Origin of the sequence: Variovorax robiniae (assembly GCF_037889955.1) — a bacterium.
GTDB classification, from domain to species: domain Bacteria; phylum Pseudomonadota; class Gammaproteobacteria; order Burkholderiales; family Burkholderiaceae_C; genus Variovorax; species Variovorax robiniae.
Map to the genome: position 1 here is coordinate 407361 of NZ_JBBKZS010000006.1, position 19524 is coordinate 426884.

Consider the following 19524-nt stretch of genomic DNA (forward strand, 5'->3'; position numbering starts at 1 on the left):
TGTTCGTGCGCACCCGCGGAATCGGCTTCGCCGGGCCGCTGAGTGCGCCCCCTTGAGTGCGCCCCCTTGAGAGCGCCGCAGGCGCATTCAGCGCAACAACAGGCGCGCTTCTTCAAGCGCCTCATGCTCGAACGCCGGCGCGAAGGCTTCAAGCTCGGCTGCGGTCAGCCCGACCTCTGCGCTCATCGCAAGCTCTCGCCAGTGAATCACCGTCCCATAGATATCCGCCAGTGCCGCATGGGCCTGCTTCGCGCTCAGGTGGAAGTAGTCGCTTCTGCCCATGAGTTGTTCGATGGACACGATGGGCCCGTCCGCCTCCGAGAGCCAGGTCTTCGACTCACGCGCCTTGTCCGGGAAGGGATTGATGTCAAACGCCGGGGCCATTCGCCAGAACCCGCTGCCGACATGGAGGAAGCCATGATTCTGCAAGTGGTCGTCGACGTTGGTGATGAGATGGTTGAAGGCCATGCGGCGCCACAACTGCCGCGCGTCCGCGACGGGGTCCGCGGAATTCGCGCGCATGGCATCAACGATCTCGGTATATGAATGCTCGTCCTGGCGCGACGCCTGGAGCAACGAACCTGCCGACATGTACGGAATGCGGCCGCTATCGGCAGTGCGGTCGAACCGCTGGATCAGCGCAACCGGGGCATCTTCGATGAGCTCGATGCGTGCGCGAGCCGCATCGATGCCGGCAAGGGCCGCCAGGCGCAGCGCCAGCACTTCCCCGCAGGTGATGCTTCGATCGTCGTTGATGCTCGGAAACTTGCCGATGGCGAGGAGACCGCTGTGGTCGATGACGGTTGCCTTGGGCCGCATGCCGCCCAGGGACGTACCGTTACCGCGCAGATAGCGCAGGTCTTGCGCAGTTTCGCTGCCAGTCTCCACAGCGCGACTGGCCGAATAGAGCTTGCCCAGGTCCACGAAAGGGGGCGTGGCACGCTTGCCGGCATCGACTGAGCGGTGGTATGTGCCCTCACCGTCGCGCAGGCGCAGCGCGCCAACGCGGCTGAAGTCGTCGACGGCTCGCAGAAAGTCCAGTTCGTTCAGGTCACGCAGCCTTTCACCACTTTGGCGGCGCTTGGCATGGTCGCGCAGGATGACCCGACGGCCCCATGCGTCCGGCGCGGTGTCGGCAAGGGCCAGGAAGAACGGCGAGTCGTCCTTCGTGGGTGCTTTTCGGAACTGGTGTGCCGCAATCAACTCGAGGTCGGGAGACACTGTGAATCGGTCGGAACTGGCAAGCCATCCCTGACCATAGGCGAATGCCGAGTTCTCCCGCCGGCCTTGGCGGGAATAGATCAGCGAGCCGACGGGAATGCCCGCCTGGCCAACGCAGATATCGACTGTCTCGCGAATGTCCGTGGTGGCCTTCACAGCGCCCCGCTTGTCGGCTTCTTGCGCGTCCGGATGCGCTGCGGCAAGTCCTTGTCCATGAGTGTGAGCCCGATGTCGTCCTTTGCCGTGTCAAGGAGGCTCTCGAACCGGGGGAGTTCGCTGAACACATGCAGCGTCCTGGCCAGAAAGACCAATGGCGTGCTGGCGCTGCCCTTCTCCATGCGACGCACCGTCGACAGCGATGCGCCGATGCGCACAGCCAGCGATTCCTGGGACAGCCGCCGACGACGGCGGGCCAGGCTGATGTCGCTTCCCAACTTCAGGAGGGCGCGCTCGACCGGCAGCGGAATCGGTGAGACGTTTGCCGCTTTTGCGTTCTTTTCAGAACCACTAATTGACTTTAGAGTTCCCATGAGAGTGATTATCACAAAAGCGATTGGATCAAGCAAGGATGTGAATGTTTATCGATCCTTACAGAGTGCTTAATATTTGATATCGCTCTTATGAGACACCTTAATTCCCAAGAGCGTCGAAGCGAGGCCAAGCCAGCACGGCAGGGGAAACCTCGCCTTCGGCGCCCTGTCAGTCACGAGAGAACGCGGCATGCGCGCCGGGACGGACTTCGCGCTCACGGGATTCGACAACGTCCAGGACGCGGCAACCTCAATCGGAAATCGCAAGCAACGCGCGCAAGTGCGTATCGACCTGCGCCAGGAACTCCGGGTCTGTTCCAAACAGCGCCAGGTGCCCGTCGATGCTCGCGACGGGACGGAACTCGCTGCCGGGGATCAGCGCCTGTTCGGCCTGGCAGTCCGCGGGCGGGAAGAACATGTCGTGGCTGATCGGCATGACGAAGGTCTTGGCTTTGATCCGCCCCAGTGCCGCCGGCAGGTCGCCACCCGTGTTCCGGCTGACGTCGCCGCGCTGCCATTTCCACGCCATCGCCAGCAGGTCGTTCGGGTCCATCGGCGCGAAGTAGCCGGTCATGAAGTTGTCGACGAAAGCCTGCATCGAATCGAAGCCCAGTGCCCGGTGGCGGCCGGCGCGGAAGAACTCGGTGCTCCAACCCATGACCGTCCACATCTTGGCGTGCCGCTTCAATCCCGCCGCCACCTCGGCGGAACTGCCGTAGTTCCCGTCCTTGAAGCCCGGGTCGGTGGTGATGGCGTCCACCAGCGTTTCCGTGAAAAGGAAGTCGTGCTCGGTGTTCCTCGCGGTGCCGGCGATCGGTGCTGCGCGCTTGACCATGTCCGGGTATCGCACCGCCCATTCGTAGGTCTGCTGGGCGCCCATCGACCCACCGACGACGAGTGCCAGCGAGTTGATGCCAAAGCGCTCGGTCAGCAACTTGTGCTGCGCGCGAACGTCGTCACCGATGCGCACGCGCGGGAAGCGGGGACCCGACTGATCGCCGCTGGCATTGTGCGGAGAGGTTGAAAGCCCATTGCCGATCTGGTTGACCACGACGATGAAGTACTTCGCCGGGTCCAGCGCGCGGCCGGTTCCGATGTAGACCTGCTCGATGATCTTGCTGGTGCCGGAGTACCAGGTGGGCACCAGGATCGCGTTGTCCTTCGCCGCATTGAGCGTGCCGTGCGTGGCGACGGCCAGCTGGCAGTTGGGGATGGCGCCGCCTTCCTCGAGGTCCAGCGTGCCGATGTCGTACAGCTCGTACGGGCCATGCCCTTCCGGGCCGTAGTAGGTGTTGATGGTCATGACGTCTCCTTCTGGTGTTTGAATGAAGTGCTGCCGTGTGCTCAATGCATCGCGAATCCGGGATAGCCATTGGCAGCCAGATCGTCGCAGCGGCTTCGGTAGTTGCCAACGCCGCCGATGTACGACAGCAGGCGCCGCGGCTTGCCTTCGACGTTGGAGCCCATGTACCAGGAGTCCGTCTTGACCACCAGCGTCGGGGCTGCCGTTTCGTCGTGGTGCGCCACCCATTCGTCCTGGAATTCCTTCGTGGCTTCCACCACGTGCTTGCCGTGCGCGCGAGCGTAGGCGATGCAGCCGGTGATCCAGTCCACCTGCTGTTGCAGGCAGGTCGTCATGTTGCACAGCGCCGCCGATGGCGCCAGCGGCGCGCCGGTGGTGAACAGGTTCGGGAAGCCATGCACCTGCAGGCCCATCGCGGTACGGATCTCTTCTGTCCACTGCGCCTTGAGCGATTGACCATCGCGGCCCCGGATGTCGATGCGCATCAGCGCACCCGAGCCCGCGTCGAAGCCCACGGCCAGGATGATCACGTCCACTTCATGCACCTTTCCGTCTGCCGTGCGGATGCCCTCGGGCACCACGCATTCGATCGGCGCGGCGCGGCAGTCGATCGCCTCGACGTTGTCCTGCAGGTAGACCTCGAGGTACTTGTTCTCCAGCGGGACGCGGTGTGTACCGAAGCCGTAGTCGCTCGGGATCAGCTTCATGCACAGGTCCGGGTCGTTGTTCAGGCGGACGCGCATCTTGGCGCGCACGAACTCCGACACCTCGTGGCTCACACCCTCGTCGAAGAACATCTCCGGAAAGGTCGCGAGCCACATCGACAGCGATCCGTCGTCCCAGAACTTCTCCAGGACAGCGATGCGTTCCTCGGGCGTTTTCTCGATCCAAGGCCCGCTCTCGAAGTCGTAGTGAAAGCCCGCGAAGGTGCCCTGCACGCGTTGCTTGAGATATTCGTACTGGCGGCTCCAATGGTCCCAGTCGGCCTGGCTGTACTTGGGATTCTTCATGGGCACCACGTACTGCGGCGTGCGCGTGAAGACCTTCATCGCGCCGACCTCGGAGGCGATCGTCTGGATCACCTGGATGCCGGTCGCGCCCGTGCCCACGACGGCGACGCGCTTGCCCTTCAAGTCGATTCCTTCCTTCGGCCAGAGGCCCGTGTGGACGATCCGGCCCTTGAAGCTGGCCTGCCCGGGGAATCGCTCCGTCAACGGCGCCGACAGCATGCCGCAGCAGGCGACGAGGTACTGCGCATCGATGCGCTCACCTTGCTCGGTGGTGATGGCCCAGCGCTCTGTGTCTTCATTGAAGTGCGCCGAGGCAATGCGGGTGTTGAACTGGATGTCCTTCTTCAAGTCGAGCCGGTCGGCCACGAAGTTCAGCCATTGCTCGGTCTCGGCCTGGGCCGGGAAGCGTTCGCTGGGCTTCCACGCCTTGTACAACTCCTCGGAGATCCAGTACTGATAGACCTCGGCCTGCGAGTCGAAGCGGGCGCCGGGATACCGGTTCCAGTACCAGGTGCCACCAACGCCGGATGCGGCATCGTAGGCACGAACGGCCAGACCCATCTCGCGCAGGCGATGCAACTGGTACAGGCCGGCGACACCGGCGCCGATGACGACGGCATCGAGCCGTGTCACGCCATCGGGGCTGTTCGGGTCTGAAAGGTGGGACGGGTGAACGGGGGCATTCATGAGCTTTGTCTCCTTGTTCCGGTCAGGGCGACGACCGTGGAGCAAAGGTACCGATTGCGTCCGGCGAGGTATTGAACGACCCGGTGAAACTCTTGAACAAAAGCGTGGTGTAGCCGTCGGCCTTCAATCTCCCGCTGTGCCGCGCCGCAAGGCCGCGGGCGTCAAGCCGAGCCTGCTCTGCATGACGCGCGTGAGGTGTGCCTGGTCGGCGAACCCGCAGGCCGCAGCCACGGCCTTGACCGGCAGCGTTCCTTGCGCAAGCAGGCCCTGGGCGCGCGCCACGCGCTGGTCGATGATCCAGGCATGCGGCGCCTTGCCGAAGGATTGTCGGAAGCGCTGCCCCAGCGTCCAGGTGCCCATGCCTGCGACGCGGCCGAGGTCCGCGATGGTGACGCCCTCGTGCAGGTGCGTCTCGATGTACTCGACGAGCCTGCGGCACACGGCCTGCGGCAACCCGCCACGAACGGCCGCCTCCCGGTACGTCACCGACGCGTACTTGCGGATCAGGTGAACGACAAGCTGGGTGCTCAAGGCCTCGACGTACAGCGGGCCGCCCACGCCCCGATTGCCCGATTCATGAAACATGATGTCGACGATGCACGAGACCACCGGGTCCTGTGTCTGGAGCAGGTCGTGCAGTCGTATGTCCGCAACCTGGCGCTCGAGCATTTCGGTCGCGACCCTGGAGACCAGCGCCTCGGAAAGGTAGGCATGTGCGACGTCGATCTCCTCGGTCCAGTGCCAGTGCGAGCCCTGGGAACGCGTGAGCAACGAGATGTCGCCCGGCTGGCATTGGGTCCGGGTCCATCGCCCCTCGAAGCGACGCTCCATCTGCGTGCAGCCTCGTCGGTAGGACACGATCATGAAGTCGGCCAGCGCCGGCACGGGCACATCCAGCGGCGTGTAGCGATACGCGCGGAGCGCGACGCCATTCCAGCCCAGGTCGTCGCTGCACGCGAGCAGCTTCCCCGGCACCCACTTGGGGAGTTCGTCTGGAGTGAGCAACTGCGACACCGGCGGATTCTTGAGCGCGAGGTGGCATGTCCGTCTAGGGACAACCCTAGGAGGGAGCGCTCGACGTTTCAACGCGGTTGCAAGGCGCATGCGGGCGTAGCGACTTGCCGAAAACCGCATATCAGCCCTGTCGACGCCATGGCTTCGTCGCGGCAGGTCGGTCCATGGACTGGCCCTACCGAACAAGACGAGCGCGCTTCGCGCCGGAACGGAGACGATGAACGACCTGACCCAACTGAACTACGAACTGAACAACTTCGTCGCCGCCCTCACGCTCAACGCGCCGCCAGTGAACGCGCTCAACGACGAACTCACGCTCGCGCTCGACCGTATCTCCGAGATGGACGAAGTGCGTGTCGTCGTGCTGACCGGCGCAGGCAAGGTGTTCTGTGCCGGCGCCGACCTCAAGGGCCGTGCGTCGGTCATCAAGGGCCCCGGTGACCTGCCCGCGCATTCGCGCCGCACGCGTGAATGCTTTCATGCGGTCCGCGAATGCGCCAAGCCGGTGATCTGCGCGATCAACGGCGCCGCGCTGGGCTCCGGCGTTGCGATGGCCAAGCCGATTCGCCTCGTCGTGCCGTTCCCCGCCGGCGGCGCGACAGACCTCATGGCACGCACCGTGGGCCAGAAGCTGGCAGAACGACTGGGCCAGGCGGTGATCATCGACAAACAAGCCGGTGCAGGTGGCGGCATCGGCGCCGAAGCGGTGGCGACCTCGGCACCCGACGTCTACACCCTGTTGTTCGCCACCATGGGTTCGCTCACCGTCCATTCTTGATGGTCACGGTGGTCAGCGTCTGTTCATCGCGCGGGGCCGGCATGTAGGTCCACTTCTTCTCGACCACCGTGGCCGCGCCGCCGCTGACTACGCTCTCATAGTCCGGCTTGCCGATCTTGACCAGGACCTCGCCTTCGGCCATGCCCTCCCGGATGAATTTTCGCTCTGCTGCATCGGCAGCGAGGACTGAACCTGCCGCAGTGGCAAGCAAGGCTGCGATCACGATGGCTCTCATGCAATTCCCCCTGTCTGGTTGGTGATGCTTTGATCAATTCGCCGTGCAAGCCAGCGGTTGACATGCGGCGTTCACCCTGCGCGCAAGAGTGGCGCGCCGCTGGCTACTTCTCATCCGGCGCCGCAGCGAGGATGCGCGCGGCAAGCACATTGAATTGCCCCACATCCACGGCGTTGCGCTTGAACCAGAGCCGGCTGTTGTCGACACGATGGACGACCACGATTTCTCGTGTCCGATCGACCAGCATGAACTGGCCGCCAGTCCCGTCCGCAAGCACCAGCGGGTTGCTGGCGGGCCGCCACGCGGCGAAGGCGGTGAACGGCACCCACCACATGTAGCCGTAACCGTTGCCGCCCGAGACCCCGCTGTACGACTTCGTGCTCTCGCGCAGCCAGGCTGTCGACACGATCTGGCGACCGTTCCACTGGCCATCGCGACTCACGAGCAGGCCGACACGTGCCAGGTCCCGCGCCGACAGGAACATCAGGTAGGCGGGGTGGTCCGAGGCGCGCTCCTGCTCGAACCTGGTGTCCCGCGGGTAGCGGAAGTCCTCGAACTGCAGCGGCTCCGCCAGGTCGGTCTTCAGCGCCTGGAAGACGTCCTTGCCCGTGCGGCGCTGGAAGATGGTGCCGAGCGCGTTGAAGTCCCAGTTGTTGTAGTACCACCAGGTGCCGGGTGCATGGCTCCCGCGCTCGGGGCGCCGCTTCTTCGCATCAGGGGTTTCGTAGGCCGCCTCGTGGTAGACCCCCGATCGCGATTGCAGCAGTTGCCGGACCGTGGCGGTCCGCTCGACGTCCGACAGCCCGCCCTTGTCCGTGATGTCGAGCGCCGCCAGGGTCTGGTTCAGGTCGATGGCGCCGCGGTCCACCTGAATGCCGTAGAGCACGCTCAGCACGCTCTTGCGAACCGACGCGAGGTTCATCGGCCGATCGATGTCCCCGTAGGCATGCACCAGCACGCCACGGTGGATCACGAGGTAGGCGTCGGAGCGAACCGAGTCGGCATAGTCATCCGCGAGCTTGAGCTTCTCTGCGGACCATCCACTCGGCTGCCCCGTGGTGGCGGGCGTGCTCCACGAGGCGCCGGGGAAGATCGGCTCCGCGGCCACGAGCGCGGGCGCGGCGATGCAGAGCGCTGCCAGCACCCGGGCGGCCCTGCGTGCCAGGCCGCCGACTCGTGGGGGCAGGGCAAGGGCCTGCATCAGTCGCATGGATCGAAGCGCTTGCACTCGTCGACCACGTGGATGGCCGTCAACACGTTCTCGCCGTCGACACGCCGAGAGGTGAACTTGACCCATGCGCCCTCGGGGATGTCGGCCAGCAACGAGCGGTCGGTCACCCGGAAGGCCTGCGTCGTGAAGGGCAGCTTCGCGAGTGGCAAGAGCTTCAGGCGGACATAGAACCTGTTGTCCGCCTCCTGCAGGAAGGACGTGACGCGTGCGCGCGTGAACACCGTCGTGGGTGCCTGTGACCCTGGCCCCGGCGGGGTTGCAGGCTGGGCGACTGCACTGCCGATCGCGAGGACGGCAAGGGCACTCATGGCGGCGGTGCGCAGCGTGTTCAAAGCTCGTTTCTCCAGGAGGTTTGAATGCCGACTGTATGCCGCCGATGGTCGGCCCGGATCCCGGGTTTGACCGGTATCGAGCACGCGCCGTCCGGGATGGTGACTACGGCGAGTCACCGTGCGCAAGCGCAACACACTTGCGCGCAAGGATGTCCGTCGGGTCGAGCAGCACCACGTGCGTTCGGGCCACAGGGAAGGCCGCCGATTGCGCAAGCAGCAGCGGCAACTCCGTGCAGCCGAGGATCACCGCCTGCGCGCCCCGCTCGACAAGGTGCGCGAGGGCCAGCATCAGGTCGTCACGGCATTCGCCTTCGGTGTAGCCCGCCTTCACGCCCTTCTCGCCGTAGATCGCGTTCATCACCCGGGCCTGGTTCGCCTCGTCGGGTGCGATGGCCTCCAGCCCGGCGCCTTCCACGGCCTCGTGGTAGACGCGACTGCCCAGCGTGCCGGAGGTGGCCAGCAGGCCGACCCGCCGGCAACCGGGATGGTGCTCGCGCAGGTGTCGCACCGTCTCGTGCAGCATGTTCACGATCGGTATCGACAGGTAGGGCTGGATGCGCTCGACGAAGGCATGGGCGGTGTTGCAGGGGATCGCGATCAGGTCCGCATCGCCCGCTTCCAGCTTCTTGCAGGTGGCGTACAGCGCCACGGTCGGGTCGGGGCCGTCGCCGATCAGGTTCGCCGTGCGGTCGGGAATCTGCGGGTTCTGCTCGACCACGATCTTGATGTGGTCCTGGTCCCGCGCCGCCGTCGTGTTGAGCACGATCTTGCGCATGAAGTCGGCGGTGGCCGCCGGCCCGACGCCGCCCACCACGCCCACCTTGAACGGCCTCGCCTTGGTGTTGCCGGCATCCGTGACGGCATGGCCGGCGTACACGCGGTTGGAATCCACGATCGGAAGCCCGCGCTCGCGCAAGGCCTCGATCACGATCGGGATTTCGGTGAAGCCGGGCACGATCAATTCGGCGCCCTGGTCCAGCAGGCTGCGGCACGCGGCTTCCAGCAGGTCGATCGCCTCGCCTTGCAGGTGCCCCGACTTGATGCCGTTCGCGCCATAGATGGCGGGCATTAGGGCCGTGCGCTGCAAATCCGGCGCAGGCTGGATCACTGCCAGCCCGGCACGCTCGAAGGCAATCTCGAATAGCCGATGCCGCCGCACACGGTCCGAGGTGAGCACGCCGATGCGACGCGCTTCCGGATGGCGTCGCTGCACGTGCGAAACCAGTGCATCCCGCATGTCGAGGAGGGGCACGCGCACCTCGCCGGCGATCTCGTCGAGGAAGGTGTGGCTGATGAAGCAGGGCAGCAGCACCGCATCGGCCTGGCGCGCCTCGAAGTGCCGGACCATGTCGAACACATACAGCTTGCGCGCCGTCAGGCTCGCCTCGTCGGAGCCGGCCGCTTCGGGCTCGTCGAAGGGACGCTGCTCGAACATCAGGTCGTACTGGTCGCGACCGCTCGCGGACGGCGTGGCTTGCACCAGTTTGAAGAAGATGTCGGCTGCGCCCAGCGCGCCCAATCCGCCGATGATGCCGATTCGTTTGCGCTGAGGGTTCATGTCGAGGGGGGGCGAATGAAGTGGCGACCGTCCGATCTTAGAGAGCAGAGGGCGATCGGGCGCGCTTCCTGCTTGGCGATGCCCATTCCATTGCCGCAGAGAACCCCATGCCCATCTTCCGCCCCACGCGGCGCACCGCGCTGCAGTTCCTGGCCGCCGGCGCCGCCGCGGCGACGCTCCCCGCGTTCGCCCAGTGGCCCGACAGGCCGATCAAGATCATCGTGACCTTTCCGCCGGGTGGCTCCAGCGACGTGCTGGCGCGACTGATGGCGGAGCAACTGACGAAGAAGCTGGGCCAACCTGTGGTGGTCGACAACAAGCCCGGCGCGGGTGGCACCATCGGCGGGGTGCAAGTCGCCACGTCGGCGCCCGATGGCTACACCCTGATGCTCTCGAACACCACGCCCATCGCGCTCGGCCCGTTCACGCTGGACAAGCCACCGTACGACCCTGCGACCGGCTTCAGCCACATCGCCTACCTGGGTGCCGCGCCGCTGGTCATCATGGCCAGCAAGCCTTCGGGCATCAAGACCTTCGCGGAGTTCGAGGCGCTCGCGCGCAAGGACGGCCGCATTGATTTCGGCTCCGGCGGTCCCGGCTCCATCGGCCACATCTACGGCGAGTTGCTCAGGAAAACGACGGGGACCAATCTGGTGCATGTGCCGTACCGGGGTGGCGCACCCATGACCACCGACCTGATCGCCAACACGATTCCGATCGGCATCGACGTGATCACGTCCTACGTGCCCTTCTTCAAGAGCGGACAACTGGTGCCGCTGGCTGTGACGAGTACCCAGCGCTCGCCTCTGATGCCGGATGTTCTGACCATCGTGGAACTCAAGCAGCCCAAGCTGGTGCTCGAGAACTTCTTCGGACTGTCGGGCCCCGCCAAGCTGCCTGCGGATGTCGTGACGCGGCTGAATACGGCGTGCAACGAGGTGCTGGTCATGCCCGAGATCCAGAAGAAGCTGAATGACCTGGGGATCGTGGCCAAGCCTGAGACCGTCGGGATGTTCAACGACTTCGTGAAGGAGCAGGTGAGCGTGCTGGGGCCGACGATCAAGGGGGCGGGGATCAAGCTTTAGGTTGGTCGTGGCGGGCTCGGTGATTGCATCGATGCTCGCCTCGCAAGAACCCATCGCTCGCCCTGTCCCTGCACTGCCTCGCCTGTCAGGTCGAACCCAGCCTTTGCGAGAACGCGCCGGGAGGCCTTGTTGGCGGGGTTGACATAGGCCACCAGGTCCACACCCGTCGCGATGAGGTCGGATACGATGGCCATCACGGCTTCGGTCGCGATGCCTCTGCCCTCGAAGTCTCGTCGCACCGCGTAGATGAGTTCTCGTTCAGCGCCGGAGGTCTTCGGCGTTGCCTTGCACTCGACATGCGCCACTAATTCGCCATCGGCGGCATCCGTCACTGCCCACACACGCGCTTCCGGCAGTGCGGCCGAACCACGGCGAATCAGCCGATCGAAAAGCAGTTCGCCCTTTGGCAGATCGGGGAAGGAGCGGCTCAGGAACGACTCGATGGCGGCGTGCTGCATCCATGCCAGGAACGTGCTGCGCAAGGCGAGCCCGTAAGGCCCAATCACCAGTCGTTTTGTTCGAAGGACTTGCACTTGTGTTTGCTTGAGTTTGCAGGCTTCGGACGGCCGCGCGGCTTTTGATTGCATTTCTCACTCACATTGCTATCATGATATTTGAGATCAATTTTTTAAAGAATGATATCAATGGCAAATCTTCTGATCCGAGACCTGCCCGACGAGACGCTCACGGCGCTGCGCTCGCTGGCCGAGCTCGAAAAGGCCAAAGGTGGGCGCGGCAGCGTCGAGGGTCTTGCGCGCAAGTTCCTGGTCGAAGCCGCGCAGCCGAAGAAGGGCCTGGGCACCCAGATGTTTGAACGCGCCGAGCGCATCCGAGCCGAGTTCGCCGTGCAGGGCGGGCAGTCTGTTACCGATGACGAGATGGACGCCTTGTTCAAGCGCTCGCAGGAAGTCTTCCCTCCGGCAACGTTTGAAGAATGATCCTGCTCGACACGAACGTCCTTTCCGAGGTCAACAAGAGAACGCCCGAATCGCAGGTGCGGGCGTGGGTGGACGCGCAGCTTCCCGGCAGCCTGTTCATCAGTGCCATCACCGTCATGGAAGTCATGGACGGCATTGGTCGGCTCACGCCCGGCGGAAAGTCGCGGGCCGAACTCGACGCCATCATGTCGGGCGCGATCCAACTGTATGACGGCCGTATCCTGCCCTTCGACTACACGGCCGCTGTGGGCTACGCGCAGATCATGGAGCGCACGCGTCGGGCGGGGTACAACGTCGGAACGCCGGACGCGATGATTGCGGCCATCGCCGCAGTACGCGGCTTCGCGGTCGCCACGCGCGACGAGGCAGCCTTCAGGGCGATGGACGCGCGGGTGATCAACCCGTGGACTGACTAGCGATCCGCAAGGGCCCGCGCGCCTTGCAGTCCCGTCGCCCCTGCGCTTGCCACAGCCTGCACGCTCCAGCGCAGCCGCCACCTTTCCACCCACAGCCGCAGTCCGTGGTATCGAATCAGGTAACGCAGCCCGATGACCGCCGACGCCAGCCCCGCGACAGCGGCCACGCCCAGTGCCCAGCGCGGGCCGAAGGTGTCGGCGACCCAGCCGACCACCGGTGCGCCGATCGGCGTGCTGCCCAGCAGCGTCGCCATCAGGATCGCGATGACACGGCCGCGCAGCGCGGGCTCGGTCGAGAGTTGCACCAGGCTGTTGGTAGTCGTGGTGAGGGTCTGCGCCGCGACGCCGGTGACGACGAGGGCAATGCCGAAGGCGACGGCATTCGGCATCAACGCGCCCGCGAAGGTGGCGCAGCCGAACAGCATCGAGCCCACCACCAGATGCCAGAGGCGCGGCTGCGCCCGGCGCGCCACGAGCAGCGCGCCGGTGACCGAGCCGATCGCCATCGTGGAGGACAGCAGGCCGTACTGACCGGGTCCGCCATGGAAGGCGCCGACCGACATGGTGGAGATGAAGATCGGGAAGTTCAGCCCGAAGGTCGCGACCAGGAACAGCATCGCCAGCACCGCGCGCAGGTCCGGCCGCGCCCACACGTAGCGAAAGCCTTCCATCAGGCCCGCGCTCCGGCGCCCCGCCGCTTCATGCCGCGAGAAGAACTCGCTCTTGCGCAGGCAGGCCAGCGAAATCAGCACCGCCACGAAAGACAGTGCATTGAGCAGGAAGGCCGTGCCCGGGCCGGTCGCCGCGATCACCAGGCCGGCCACGGCCGGACCCACCATGCGCGCCGCGTTGAAGGATGTCGAGTTGAGCGCCACCGCGTTGGAAAGCTCGGTGTCCGACACGAGCTCGGCCACGAAGGTCTGGCGCGCCGGCGCATCGAATGCCGCCACGCAACCCATCAACAGCGCGAAGACGTAGACATGCCACAGCTGCGCCATGCCGCTGAGGGTGAGCAGCCCCAGGCCGAGCGCGAGCGCCCCCATTGAAGCCTGCGTGACCATCAGCAGCTTGCGCCGGTTCAACCGATCGGCGGCGAGACCGGTGAAGGGCAGCAATACCAACTGCGGACCGAACTGCAAGGCCATCACGATGCCGACGGCCGTTGCGTTGTGGTCGGTGAGGTGCGTCAGGACCAGCCAGTCCTGCGCCGTGCGCTGCATCCAGGTGCCGATGTTGGACACCAGCGCACCGGCGGCCCACAACCGGTAGTTGCGGATGCGCAGCGAGCGGAAGGTCTGGCTCAAGGGGTCTTTCGATTGCGGGTTCAATCGAGCAGGCGCTGGAGCAGCTTCACCGCGGCAATGAGCTGCTTCTGCTCGGCCGGCGCGTAGCGCGCGGAGATCGTGCGCTGCAACCAGTCTTCGCGCGCGGCGCGCACCTGGCGGATCATCTTGCGTGCCTGCGGAGTGAGCGAGAGCAGCGTGCGCCGGCCGTCGGCCGGGTCCGGTGCGCCCTTGACGCAGCCGCCCTCGATCAACGATGCCACGGTGGCGCCCATCGACTGGGAGCGCACACCTTCGGCCGTGGCCAGTTCGGTCACGGTGGCGGCTTCCTGCCGCTCCAGTCGCAACAGGACGGCACGCTGGGATTCCGTCCAGCCGGCGACGGAAGCTTCTTGGCGCAACCGGCGCCGCAACTGCGATGCCAGCATTCGCAGGTCGACCGCCAGGGCGTGGGCGGCTTCGGTTGACGGATCGGCCAGTGGGGTGGGCATTCGCTTGGGTTGGGTCGAATGGCTGTTGGACAGGGCAACTACGAAGTTTAACTTCATAAATTGACCTTGGCCGGCACTCGACCATTGCCCTCGGCCACCCCCTGCAACCCGAACCTCTGGGCAACCCTTCAGGCGCCAGCCGGTTCCAAGCCTCCCGCAAACTTCTCGGCATACGCCCGAAAAGTCGCATTGCGCTCGTCAAGCGCTTCCTGTGTCGCGGGCACCATGATCGGCCCACCCTCGTGCGCGAATGCCTGGCACTGGTCGACATAGGGACGCAGGCGCTCGTGGTAGGTCGGGGATGCAGCGGCCATGTCGCCGCCGCAGTCCGTCCAGGTGGTCGCCAGTGTCTCCGCGGCCACCATGGCCAGCGTGGTGCCCATCCCCGACAACAGCGCGGCGCAGTGGCCCGCATCGCCGATCACGGCCACGTTCCCCTTGATCCAACTGGGCATGTGGGTCTGGCTCACCGAATCGAAGTAGAAGCCCCTGGCATCGGGGTCCGCGAATGCGGCTCGGATGTCGCGCACCTGCCAGGCGTCGACGCGCGACAGGAGGCCATCGATGACGCGCCGCTGGCTGGCCACATCGCGGTAGTCGTAGTCGATCTCGGCACTGGCGCTGAGCACGAAGGCCTGCGGACCGTCGCCCGCGTCACGCACCGCGATGGTCAGGCCGGGCACGTTGAGCATGCCGCGCTTCCATGGACGATCGTTGGGGAGATCGAGGAGCGCAACGTAGTAGCCGAAGTGCCGAACGTAGTTCTTCTCCGGGCCGAAGGCGAGCTTGCGCACGTTGGAGTGAAGACCATCGGCACCCACGACGAGGTCGTAGTGGCCCTGCACGCCGTCCGTGAAGGCGACGTCCACGCCATCGGGACCGTCGACGAGCGAGGCGATGGAGGTCTTGAAACGGAACTCGACGCCGTCCGGCAGGGCGCGCAGCAGGATCTGGTTGAGCCGGTCGCGCGAGATCTCGATGTCCTCGTCGGTCTCGTTGGCGAACCAGCGCAGGTCGAGGGTCGCGACCTGCTTTCCCGTGCCATCGAGAACCGGCGCAGGGTCCGTGATGACGACCTTCTGGTCATCGATCTGCTGGAGGATGCCCATGCGCTGCGCCGTGCCGAGCGCGCGCCCACGCACGTCGATCGGCGCACCGCCGGGGCGCAGGCCATCGGCACGCTCCACCACCGTCACCCGGTGGCCGAGACTGGCGAACCACCAGGCGGCGGAAAGGCCGGCCATGCTGGCGCCGGAAATGAGGACGTTCATGGTGCAGCTCCTTAATAGAATTTTTTCTACCCCTTGAACGACTTGGCCATTTCCACGATGGCCTGCTTGTCGAAGGCATTGATCTCGTCGATCAGTTCGTTGGAGAACAGGCGGTTGGGATCGCCCAGCTCTTCGGCCAGCTTGGGGTTCTTGCTGCTCTCGGCCGCCATCTCGATGTTGGCCTTCCACTCGGCCAGGGACGAAGCGCCCATGCGCTGGTCCGGGTCGTCGGGGCGGCGCATCCAGCTGTTCTTGCGATCCTTCAGGATGAAGGCCAGTTCCTTGCGCGCCTCTTCTTCGGTGCGCCCCTTGGGCTTGCTCTCGGGGTACACGGACCAGTGCAGGTCGATGCCGGCGTCGAGGTTGGCATTCGAGAAGATGGTGGACTTGGCGATGCCGCGAAACAAGGCCACGAGGTTCTTGCGCTCGTCCTTCAGCATCTTGCGCGGCACGCACATCCAGCCCGACCCCAGTTGGGCGAACTTGGGCGTGAGGGGCACGTAGCGCAGCTTGGTGCCGACCAGTTCGATCCGCGCCGTGGCGGTGTCGAAAGCCACCATCGCATCGACGCGCTCGTTGTCGATGGCCGCACCGGCCGGCGCGCCGTCGCCGATGGCGATGTATTCGCACTTGTCGTCCTTCAGGCCCAGTTCGGCGAGCATGGTCTTGGTGATCACGACGCCGGCGTCGCCCTGGCTGCGCACCCCGATGCGCTTGCCGGCCAGGTCGGCTGCGGTCTTGATCGGGCTGCCGGGCTTCACGACGATCGTGTTGGCATTGCGCGGCAGCCACTTGTAGACACTGACCAGGTCCAGCGACGGGTCCTTGGCCATGGCGGGCAGCAGGATGCCGGGGACGGCGGGGCCGAATTCCACATGGCCCGCGCGCAGGCTTTGCAGCGCCTGCGTCATGCTCGACATGTTGACGTATTCCACATCGACCCCGCCGGACTTGTAGAAGTTGAGCCTGGGGGACTGGCCGGCGGTGACGAAGCACTGCTGCGGATCGTTCACCGCCGCGGTGTTCGCCACCCGCATGATGCGCACGTTCTGCGCCAGGGCCGGCAGGCCGCCCGTGAGTCCGAGGGCGCCCAGGGCCAATCCGAAATTGCGTCGTGTCAACATGGTCCACTCCTTCGCCGGTACTGCACCGGTCATGTGTTCAAGAAAACAAGTCGTGCGGCTTGGATCGCCTGCCGCTCCGAGGCGAGATCAAGCGTTGACGGTGCGCTGCGAGGCGTCGGCCGGCATCCAGTGCAGCACCCGCCGTTGCACACGCCGCAGCATGCTGGTCAGCGCGATCCCGATCACCGAGAGCACGACGCACACCGCGAAGCTGCCGCCGGTGTCGGCCTGCGCCTCCATCTGCAGGATCAGCACGCCGAGCCCCGCCTGCGCACCGACGAACTCGCCCACCACCGCACCCACCACGCTGAAGGCGGCGGCCATGTTCAGGCCGGCGAAGACGTAGGGCAGGGCGCTCGGGAACTTGGCCTTGCGGAAGATCTGCCACGGCGTGGCGGACAGCGAGCGCAGCAGGTCGATGCGGTCCGGGTCCACCGCCTTGAAGCCAGCGATGCTCGTGACCAGCACCGGGAAGAAGGTGAGCAGGCAGATGATCACCACCTTGGAGCTGATGCCGAAGCCCAGCCACACCACGATGATCGGCGCGACCGCCACCTTGGGCACGCTCTGCAGCGCGGCCACATAGGGTTCCACCAGCGCCTCCACCTTCGGCATCTGCGACACGATGATGCCGATGGCCAGGCCGATGCCGCTGCCGATCACGAAGCCCAGCAGGATCTCCGCGAGCGTGACGCCGCCGTGGTACCAGAAGCCGTCCTTGGCCATCGGCCCGGTGGCCAAGCCGCGCCACAGCGCGACCGCGATGTCGCTCACCGGCGGGACGAGATGCCTGGGCAACTTGAACACGCGCACGGCGGCTTCCCATGAGCCGAGTAGCGTGAACAGCAGGAGGATGGATTGAACGCGCGTGGAGGCGAGCGGGTTGGCGCGGCGCGGCCGTTGCGGCGTGGCCGTGGAGACTGCCGCGCTCGGCTTGCGGATGTCAGGCTGTGGGGCGGATTCGGCGTTCATCATCGTGGCAGTGGTCATGGCTGCACCTCTTTCTTCAATCAAACGAAGCCGCATGCGAGAAGCGCTCGCGGATCGACGCGGTCGCGGCGGCAAATGTCGGGTGCGACATCACCTCCATCGTTCGCGGTCGTGGCAGGTCGATGGGCAGCACCCGCTCCAGCGTGCCGGGTCGCGGCGACATCACGAACACCTTGTCGCCGAGGAACACGGCTTCGGGAATCGAGTGCGTGATCAGCACCACGGTCTTGCCGCTCTCCATCCAGATGCGTTGCAGCTCGATGTTCATGCGCTCGCGCGTCATCGCGTCGAGCGCACCGAAGGGCTCGTCCATCAGCAGGATCTTGGGGTCGTGCAGCAGCGCCCGCGCGATGGAGGCGCGCTGCTGCATGCCGCCGCTCAACTGGCGCGGCAGCTTGTGCTCGAAGCCTTCGAGGCGGACCATCTGCAACAGTTGCATGGCCCGTTCGCGCGCCTGCTTCCTGTCGATGCCGAGCACTTCGGCGGGCAGCATCACGTTGTCGAGGATGGTGCGCCACGGCAGCAGGATGGAGCTCTGGAACACCACGCCCACGTCGCGTCGCGTGCCGTGGATCGGCTGGCCGTCGAGCATCACGTTGCCGACGTTGTAGTCGAGCAGACCGGCCAGGATGCGCAGCAACGTGCTCTTGCCGCAGCCGCTGGGGCCGACGATGGTGACGAAGCTGCCTTGCTGGATGGTGCAGTCGATCTGCTTCAGCGCGAGCACGCCGTCGTTGCCTGCGCCGAAGTTCTTGGACAGGCCTTCGATGCGGATGTAGTCCGACTTCCCGGCTGCGGACCGTGCGGGCGAGGGCTCCAGTAGGGTGGTGTTCATGCCTTGACTCCTTGAGGGCTCAGAAAGCGAACCATGTGATGTGCGAGGACTTCGGGCGCCTGCATCGAGGTCACATGCCCGATGGCCGGCAGCAGCACGGCATCCGCGCCACGAATGCGGCCGGCCATGGCCAGCGTCACCGATGCAGGCACCACGCGATCCAGTTCGCCGGCCAGCACCAGCGTGGGCGCGACGATGTCCGCCACGCCGTTCTCCAGCGTGCTGGCCACGGTTGCAGCGCGGCGAGCGGAACGCGCCGTCGCGGGTCGTGCGTTCGCAAAGATGCGCCGAAGTTCCGGCCGCTGCGCGAGGAAGGCTTCAGGGAAGAACCAGGTCGCCAGCTCCTCCGCCGTGCCAGGCAAGCCGCCGCGCAACTCGGCCAAGCGGCGCGCATCCGGGCACAGTTCCTCGTAGGGGCGCGGGAGCGGCCAGGTGCTGGCGAGCACCAGGTGATCGACCGCTCGCGGATACAGCAGCGCCAGCGCCTGCGCCACGCGTCCACCAAAGGACGAGCCGAACACATGCACCCGCTTGAAGCCCATCGCCTTGATGAACAACTGCGCATCGTTGGCGAGATCGGCCAGCGTGGCGGCGCGTTCGGGGCCCTCGGTCTCGCCGCAATCGCGCTGGTCGTAGCAGATCACGGTGAAATGCTTCGACAGGTGCGGCACCAGCGCGGCGAACATGGTGCGCGAGGCTTCCGCGCCGTGCATCAGCACGAGCGCGGGGCCTTGGCCCGTGCGTTCGAAGGCGATGCGAACCTCGCCGGCCTGGACAAAGTTGGTCATCGTGCGCTCCCTTCTTCCTGGTCCATCCAGAAGGTCATCTCGATCTTCAGCCCGCGTGGGTCGTGCAGGAACAACTGGTGGATGTCCCAGCCGGGAATCGGTGCCTCGGCGAACGCAACGTCCAGCGCTGCAAGGTGCTCGCGCATCTCCTTCAGTCCGCGGGAGCGGAAAGAAATGTGATCGACGTGGCCTGTCACGGGCTGCACCGCCGCGTCCGCTTTCGCAAGGTGTGCGTACAGGTGAACGATCGGCTGGCCGTCCGCATAGAGCCATGCGCCCGGCGCCGGGATCTCCGGCCGCGCGCCGACCTGCAGGCGCATCACGCGCGTGTAGAAGTCGACCAGCGGCGGCAGTTCGTCCGGCGTGCAGCGGATCGTGAAGTGGTGCAGTGCGGTGACAGGCAT

At 65.6% G+C, this 19524-nt stretch carries 22 protein-coding genes and 1 pseudogene; 5 read left to right on the plus strand and 18 right to left on the minus strand.

What is annotated here, in order from left to right; all coding sequences use genetic code 11:
• Window positions 1–87: 87 nt before the first annotated feature.
• The 5 genes from WKW79_RS17125 to WKW79_RS17145 all read right to left on the minus strand — a co-directional run bounded on the left by WKW79_RS17125 (window position 88) and on the right by WKW79_RS17145 (window position 5765).
• Window positions 88–1377 carry a type II toxin-antitoxin system HipA family toxin gene (locus tag WKW79_RS17125; protein WP_340336371.1) on the minus strand — a complete coding sequence of 430 codons (1290 nt, stop codon included), beginning with the start codon at window positions 1375–1377 and terminating at the stop codon, window positions 88–90.
• Window positions 1374–1787, minus strand: a complete 414-nt coding sequence (locus tag WKW79_RS17130) for a helix-turn-helix domain-containing protein (RefSeq protein WP_340336372.1) — start codon at window positions 1785–1787, stop codon at window positions 1374–1376. The genes WKW79_RS17125 and WKW79_RS17130 overlap by 4 nt, the downstream gene beginning before the upstream one ends.
• Window positions 1788–2001: 214 nt before the next feature.
• Window positions 2002–3054 (minus strand): alpha/beta fold hydrolase, encoded by a 1053-nt coding sequence (locus tag WKW79_RS17135; RefSeq protein ID WP_340336373.1) that lies wholly within the window; start codon window positions 3052–3054, stop codon window positions 2002–2004.
• Window positions 3055–3095: 41 nt separating this feature from the next.
• Window positions 3096–4751: a flavin-containing monooxygenase gene (locus WKW79_RS17140; protein WP_340336374.1), complete on the minus strand. Its 1656-nt coding sequence runs from the start codon at window positions 4749–4751 to the stop codon at window positions 3096–3098.
• Between the two features lie 123 nt (window positions 4752–4874).
• The gene (locus WKW79_RS17145; RefSeq protein ID WP_340336375.1) at window positions 4875–5765 is read right to left on the minus strand and encodes a helix-turn-helix domain-containing protein; all 891 of its coding nucleotides are present in this window, start codon (window positions 5763–5765) and stop codon (window positions 4875–4877) included.
• Between the two features lie 217 nt (window positions 5766–5982).
• Here WKW79_RS17145 and WKW79_RS37045 point away from each other — a divergent pair.
• Window positions 5983–6321: pseudogene (locus WKW79_RS37045) on the plus strand (enoyl-CoA hydratase-related protein); the annotation flags it as partial.
• A 51-nt stretch (window positions 6322–6372) separates the two neighbouring features.
• A complete protein-coding gene (locus WKW79_RS37050; protein ID WP_422823906.1) occupies window positions 6373–6543 on the plus strand; it encodes a tripartite tricarboxylate transporter substrate-binding protein in 171 nt (56 codons plus the stop codon).
• Here the strand turns inward: WKW79_RS37050 and WKW79_RS17155 are convergent.
• From WKW79_RS17155 to cuyB, 4 genes are all read right to left on the minus strand, one after another.
• Window positions 6527–6766 (minus strand): hypothetical protein, encoded by a 240-nt coding sequence (locus tag WKW79_RS17155; RefSeq protein ID WP_340336377.1) that lies wholly within the window; start codon window positions 6764–6766, stop codon window positions 6527–6529. The genes WKW79_RS37050 and WKW79_RS17155 overlap by 17 nt on opposite strands.
• A gap of 115 nt (window positions 6767–6881) precedes the next feature.
• Window positions 6882–7979 carry a serine hydrolase domain-containing protein gene (locus tag WKW79_RS17160; protein ID WP_340336378.1) on the minus strand — a complete coding sequence of 366 codons (1098 nt, stop codon included), beginning with the start codon at window positions 7977–7979 and terminating at the stop codon, window positions 6882–6884.
• A complete protein-coding gene (locus WKW79_RS17165; RefSeq protein WP_340336379.1) occupies window positions 7979–8341 on the minus strand; it encodes a hypothetical protein in 363 nt (120 codons plus the stop codon). The genes WKW79_RS17160 and WKW79_RS17165 overlap by 1 nt, the downstream gene beginning before the upstream one ends.
• Window positions 8342–8444: 103 nt before the next feature.
• Window positions 8445–9899: a cysteate racemase gene (gene cuyB, locus WKW79_RS17170; RefSeq protein WP_340336380.1), complete on the minus strand. Its 1455-nt coding sequence runs from the start codon at window positions 9897–9899 to the stop codon at window positions 8445–8447.
• A gap of 107 nt (window positions 9900–10006) precedes the next feature.
• Between cuyB and WKW79_RS17175 the strand changes: the two genes are divergently transcribed.
• Window positions 10007–10984 (plus strand): Bug family tripartite tricarboxylate transporter substrate binding protein, encoded by a 978-nt coding sequence (locus WKW79_RS17175; protein ID WP_340336381.1) that lies wholly within the window; start codon window positions 10007–10009, stop codon window positions 10982–10984.
• Here WKW79_RS17175 and WKW79_RS17180 read toward each other — a convergent pair.
• Window positions 10981–11571, minus strand: coding sequence for a GNAT family N-acetyltransferase (locus tag WKW79_RS17180; protein ID WP_340336382.1), 591 nt, complete (start codon window positions 11569–11571; stop codon window positions 10981–10983). The genes WKW79_RS17175 and WKW79_RS17180 overlap by 4 nt on opposite strands.
• Window positions 11572–11628: 57 nt before the next feature.
• Here WKW79_RS17180 and WKW79_RS17185 point away from each other — a divergent pair, with 57 nt between their 5' ends.
• Entirely contained in the window at window positions 11629–11922 is a 294-nt protein-coding gene (locus WKW79_RS17185) for a hypothetical protein (protein WP_340336383.1), read from the plus strand.
• Window positions 11919–12338 (plus strand): type II toxin-antitoxin system VapC family toxin, encoded by a 420-nt coding sequence (locus tag WKW79_RS17190; protein WP_340336384.1) that lies wholly within the window; start codon window positions 11919–11921, stop codon window positions 12336–12338. The genes WKW79_RS17185 and WKW79_RS17190 overlap by 4 nt, the downstream gene beginning before the upstream one ends.
• Here WKW79_RS17190 and WKW79_RS17195 read toward each other — a convergent pair.
• The 8 genes from WKW79_RS17195 to WKW79_RS17230 form a co-directional block, all read right to left on the minus strand.
• A complete protein-coding gene (locus WKW79_RS17195; protein ID WP_340336385.1) occupies window positions 12335–13642 on the minus strand; it encodes an MFS transporter in 1308 nt (435 codons plus the stop codon). The genes WKW79_RS17190 and WKW79_RS17195 overlap by 4 nt on opposite strands.
• 20 nt (window positions 13643–13662) lie before the next feature.
• Window positions 13663–14112, minus strand: a complete 450-nt coding sequence (locus tag WKW79_RS17200; RefSeq protein ID WP_340336386.1) for a MarR family winged helix-turn-helix transcriptional regulator — start codon at window positions 14110–14112, stop codon at window positions 13663–13665.
• Between the two features lie 128 nt (window positions 14113–14240).
• Window positions 14241–15383, minus strand: coding sequence for an FAD-dependent monooxygenase (locus WKW79_RS17205; protein WP_340336387.1), 1143 nt, complete (start codon window positions 15381–15383; stop codon window positions 14241–14243).
• 26 nt (window positions 15384–15409) lie between these two features.
• Window positions 15410–16507, minus strand: coding sequence for an ABC transporter substrate-binding protein (locus WKW79_RS17210; RefSeq protein WP_340336388.1), 1098 nt, complete (start codon window positions 16505–16507; stop codon window positions 15410–15412).
• An 87-nt stretch (window positions 16508–16594) separates the two neighbouring features.
• Window positions 16595–17497, minus strand: a complete 903-nt coding sequence (locus WKW79_RS17215; protein ID WP_340336389.1) for an ABC transporter permease — start codon at window positions 17495–17497, stop codon at window positions 16595–16597.
• A gap of 16 nt (window positions 17498–17513) precedes the next feature.
• Window positions 17514–18332 (minus strand): ABC transporter ATP-binding protein, encoded by an 819-nt coding sequence (locus WKW79_RS17220; protein ID WP_340336390.1) that lies wholly within the window; start codon window positions 18330–18332, stop codon window positions 17514–17516.
• Complete coding sequence (locus WKW79_RS17225; protein ID WP_340336391.1) at window positions 18329–19120, minus strand: alpha/beta fold hydrolase; 792 nt, start codon at window positions 19118–19120, stop codon at window positions 18329–18331. The genes WKW79_RS17220 and WKW79_RS17225 overlap by 4 nt, the downstream gene beginning before the upstream one ends.
• Window positions 19117–19524, minus strand: a complete 408-nt coding sequence (locus WKW79_RS17230; protein WP_340336392.1) for a VOC family protein — start codon at window positions 19522–19524, stop codon at window positions 19117–19119. Before WKW79_RS17230 ends, WKW79_RS17225 begins: the two co-directional genes overlap by 4 nt.

What these genes read in the sequence shown, in the direction of transcription:
- WKW79_RS17135 (WP_340336373.1), bottom strand. Translation starts at nt 3,054, where the DNA reads ATGACCATCAACACCTACTACGGCCCGGAAGGGCATGGCCCGTACGAG.
- WKW79_RS17140 (WP_340336374.1), bottom strand. Translation starts at nt 4,751, where the DNA reads ATGAATGCCCCCGTTCACCCGTCCCACCTTTCAGACCCGAACAGCCCC.
- WKW79_RS37050 (WP_422823906.1), top strand. Translation starts at nt 6,373, where the DNA reads ATGGCACGCACCGTGGGCCAGAAGCTGGCAGAACGACTGGGCCAGGCG.
- WKW79_RS17160 (WP_340336378.1), bottom strand. Translation starts at nt 7,979, where the DNA reads ATGCAGGCCCTTGCCCTGCCCCCACGAGTCGGCGGCCTGGCACGCAGG.
- cuyB (WP_340336380.1), bottom strand. Translation starts at nt 9,899, where the DNA reads ATGAACCCTCAGCGCAAACGAATCGGCATCATCGGCGGATTGGGCGCG.
- WKW79_RS17175 (WP_340336381.1), top strand. Translation starts at nt 10,007, where the DNA reads ATGCCCATCTTCCGCCCCACGCGGCGCACCGCGCTGCAGTTCCTGGCC.
- WKW79_RS17180 (WP_340336382.1), bottom strand. Translation starts at nt 11,571, where the DNA reads ATGCAATCAAAAGCCGCGCGGCCGTCCGAAGCCTGCAAACTCAAGCAA.
- WKW79_RS17185 (WP_340336383.1), top strand. Translation starts at nt 11,629, where the DNA reads ATGGCAAATCTTCTGATCCGAGACCTGCCCGACGAGACGCTCACGGCG.
- WKW79_RS17190 (WP_340336384.1), top strand. Translation starts at nt 11,919, where the DNA reads ATGATCCTGCTCGACACGAACGTCCTTTCCGAGGTCAACAAGAGAACG.
- WKW79_RS17200 (WP_340336386.1), bottom strand. Translation starts at nt 14,112, where the DNA reads ATGCCCACCCCACTGGCCGATCCGTCAACCGAAGCCGCCCACGCCCTG.
- WKW79_RS17205 (WP_340336387.1), bottom strand. Translation starts at nt 15,383, where the DNA reads ATGAACGTCCTCATTTCCGGCGCCAGCATGGCCGGCCTTTCCGCCGCC.
- WKW79_RS17210 (WP_340336388.1), bottom strand. Translation starts at nt 16,507, where the DNA reads ATGTTGACACGACGCAATTTCGGATTGGCCCTGGGCGCCCTCGGACTC.
- WKW79_RS17215 (WP_340336389.1), bottom strand. Translation starts at nt 17,497, where the DNA reads ATGACCACTGCCACGATGATGAACGCCGAATCCGCCCCACAGCCTGAC.
- WKW79_RS17220 (WP_340336390.1), bottom strand. Translation starts at nt 18,332, where the DNA reads ATGAACACCACCCTACTGGAGCCCTCGCCCGCACGGTCCGCAGCCGGG.
- WKW79_RS17225 (WP_340336391.1), bottom strand. Translation starts at nt 19,120, where the DNA reads ATGACCAACTTTGTCCAGGCCGGCGAGGTTCGCATCGCCTTCGAACGC.
- WKW79_RS17230 (WP_340336392.1), bottom strand. Translation starts at nt 19,524, where the DNA reads ATGCCTGTCACCGCACTGCACCACTTCACGATCCGCTGCACGCCGGAC.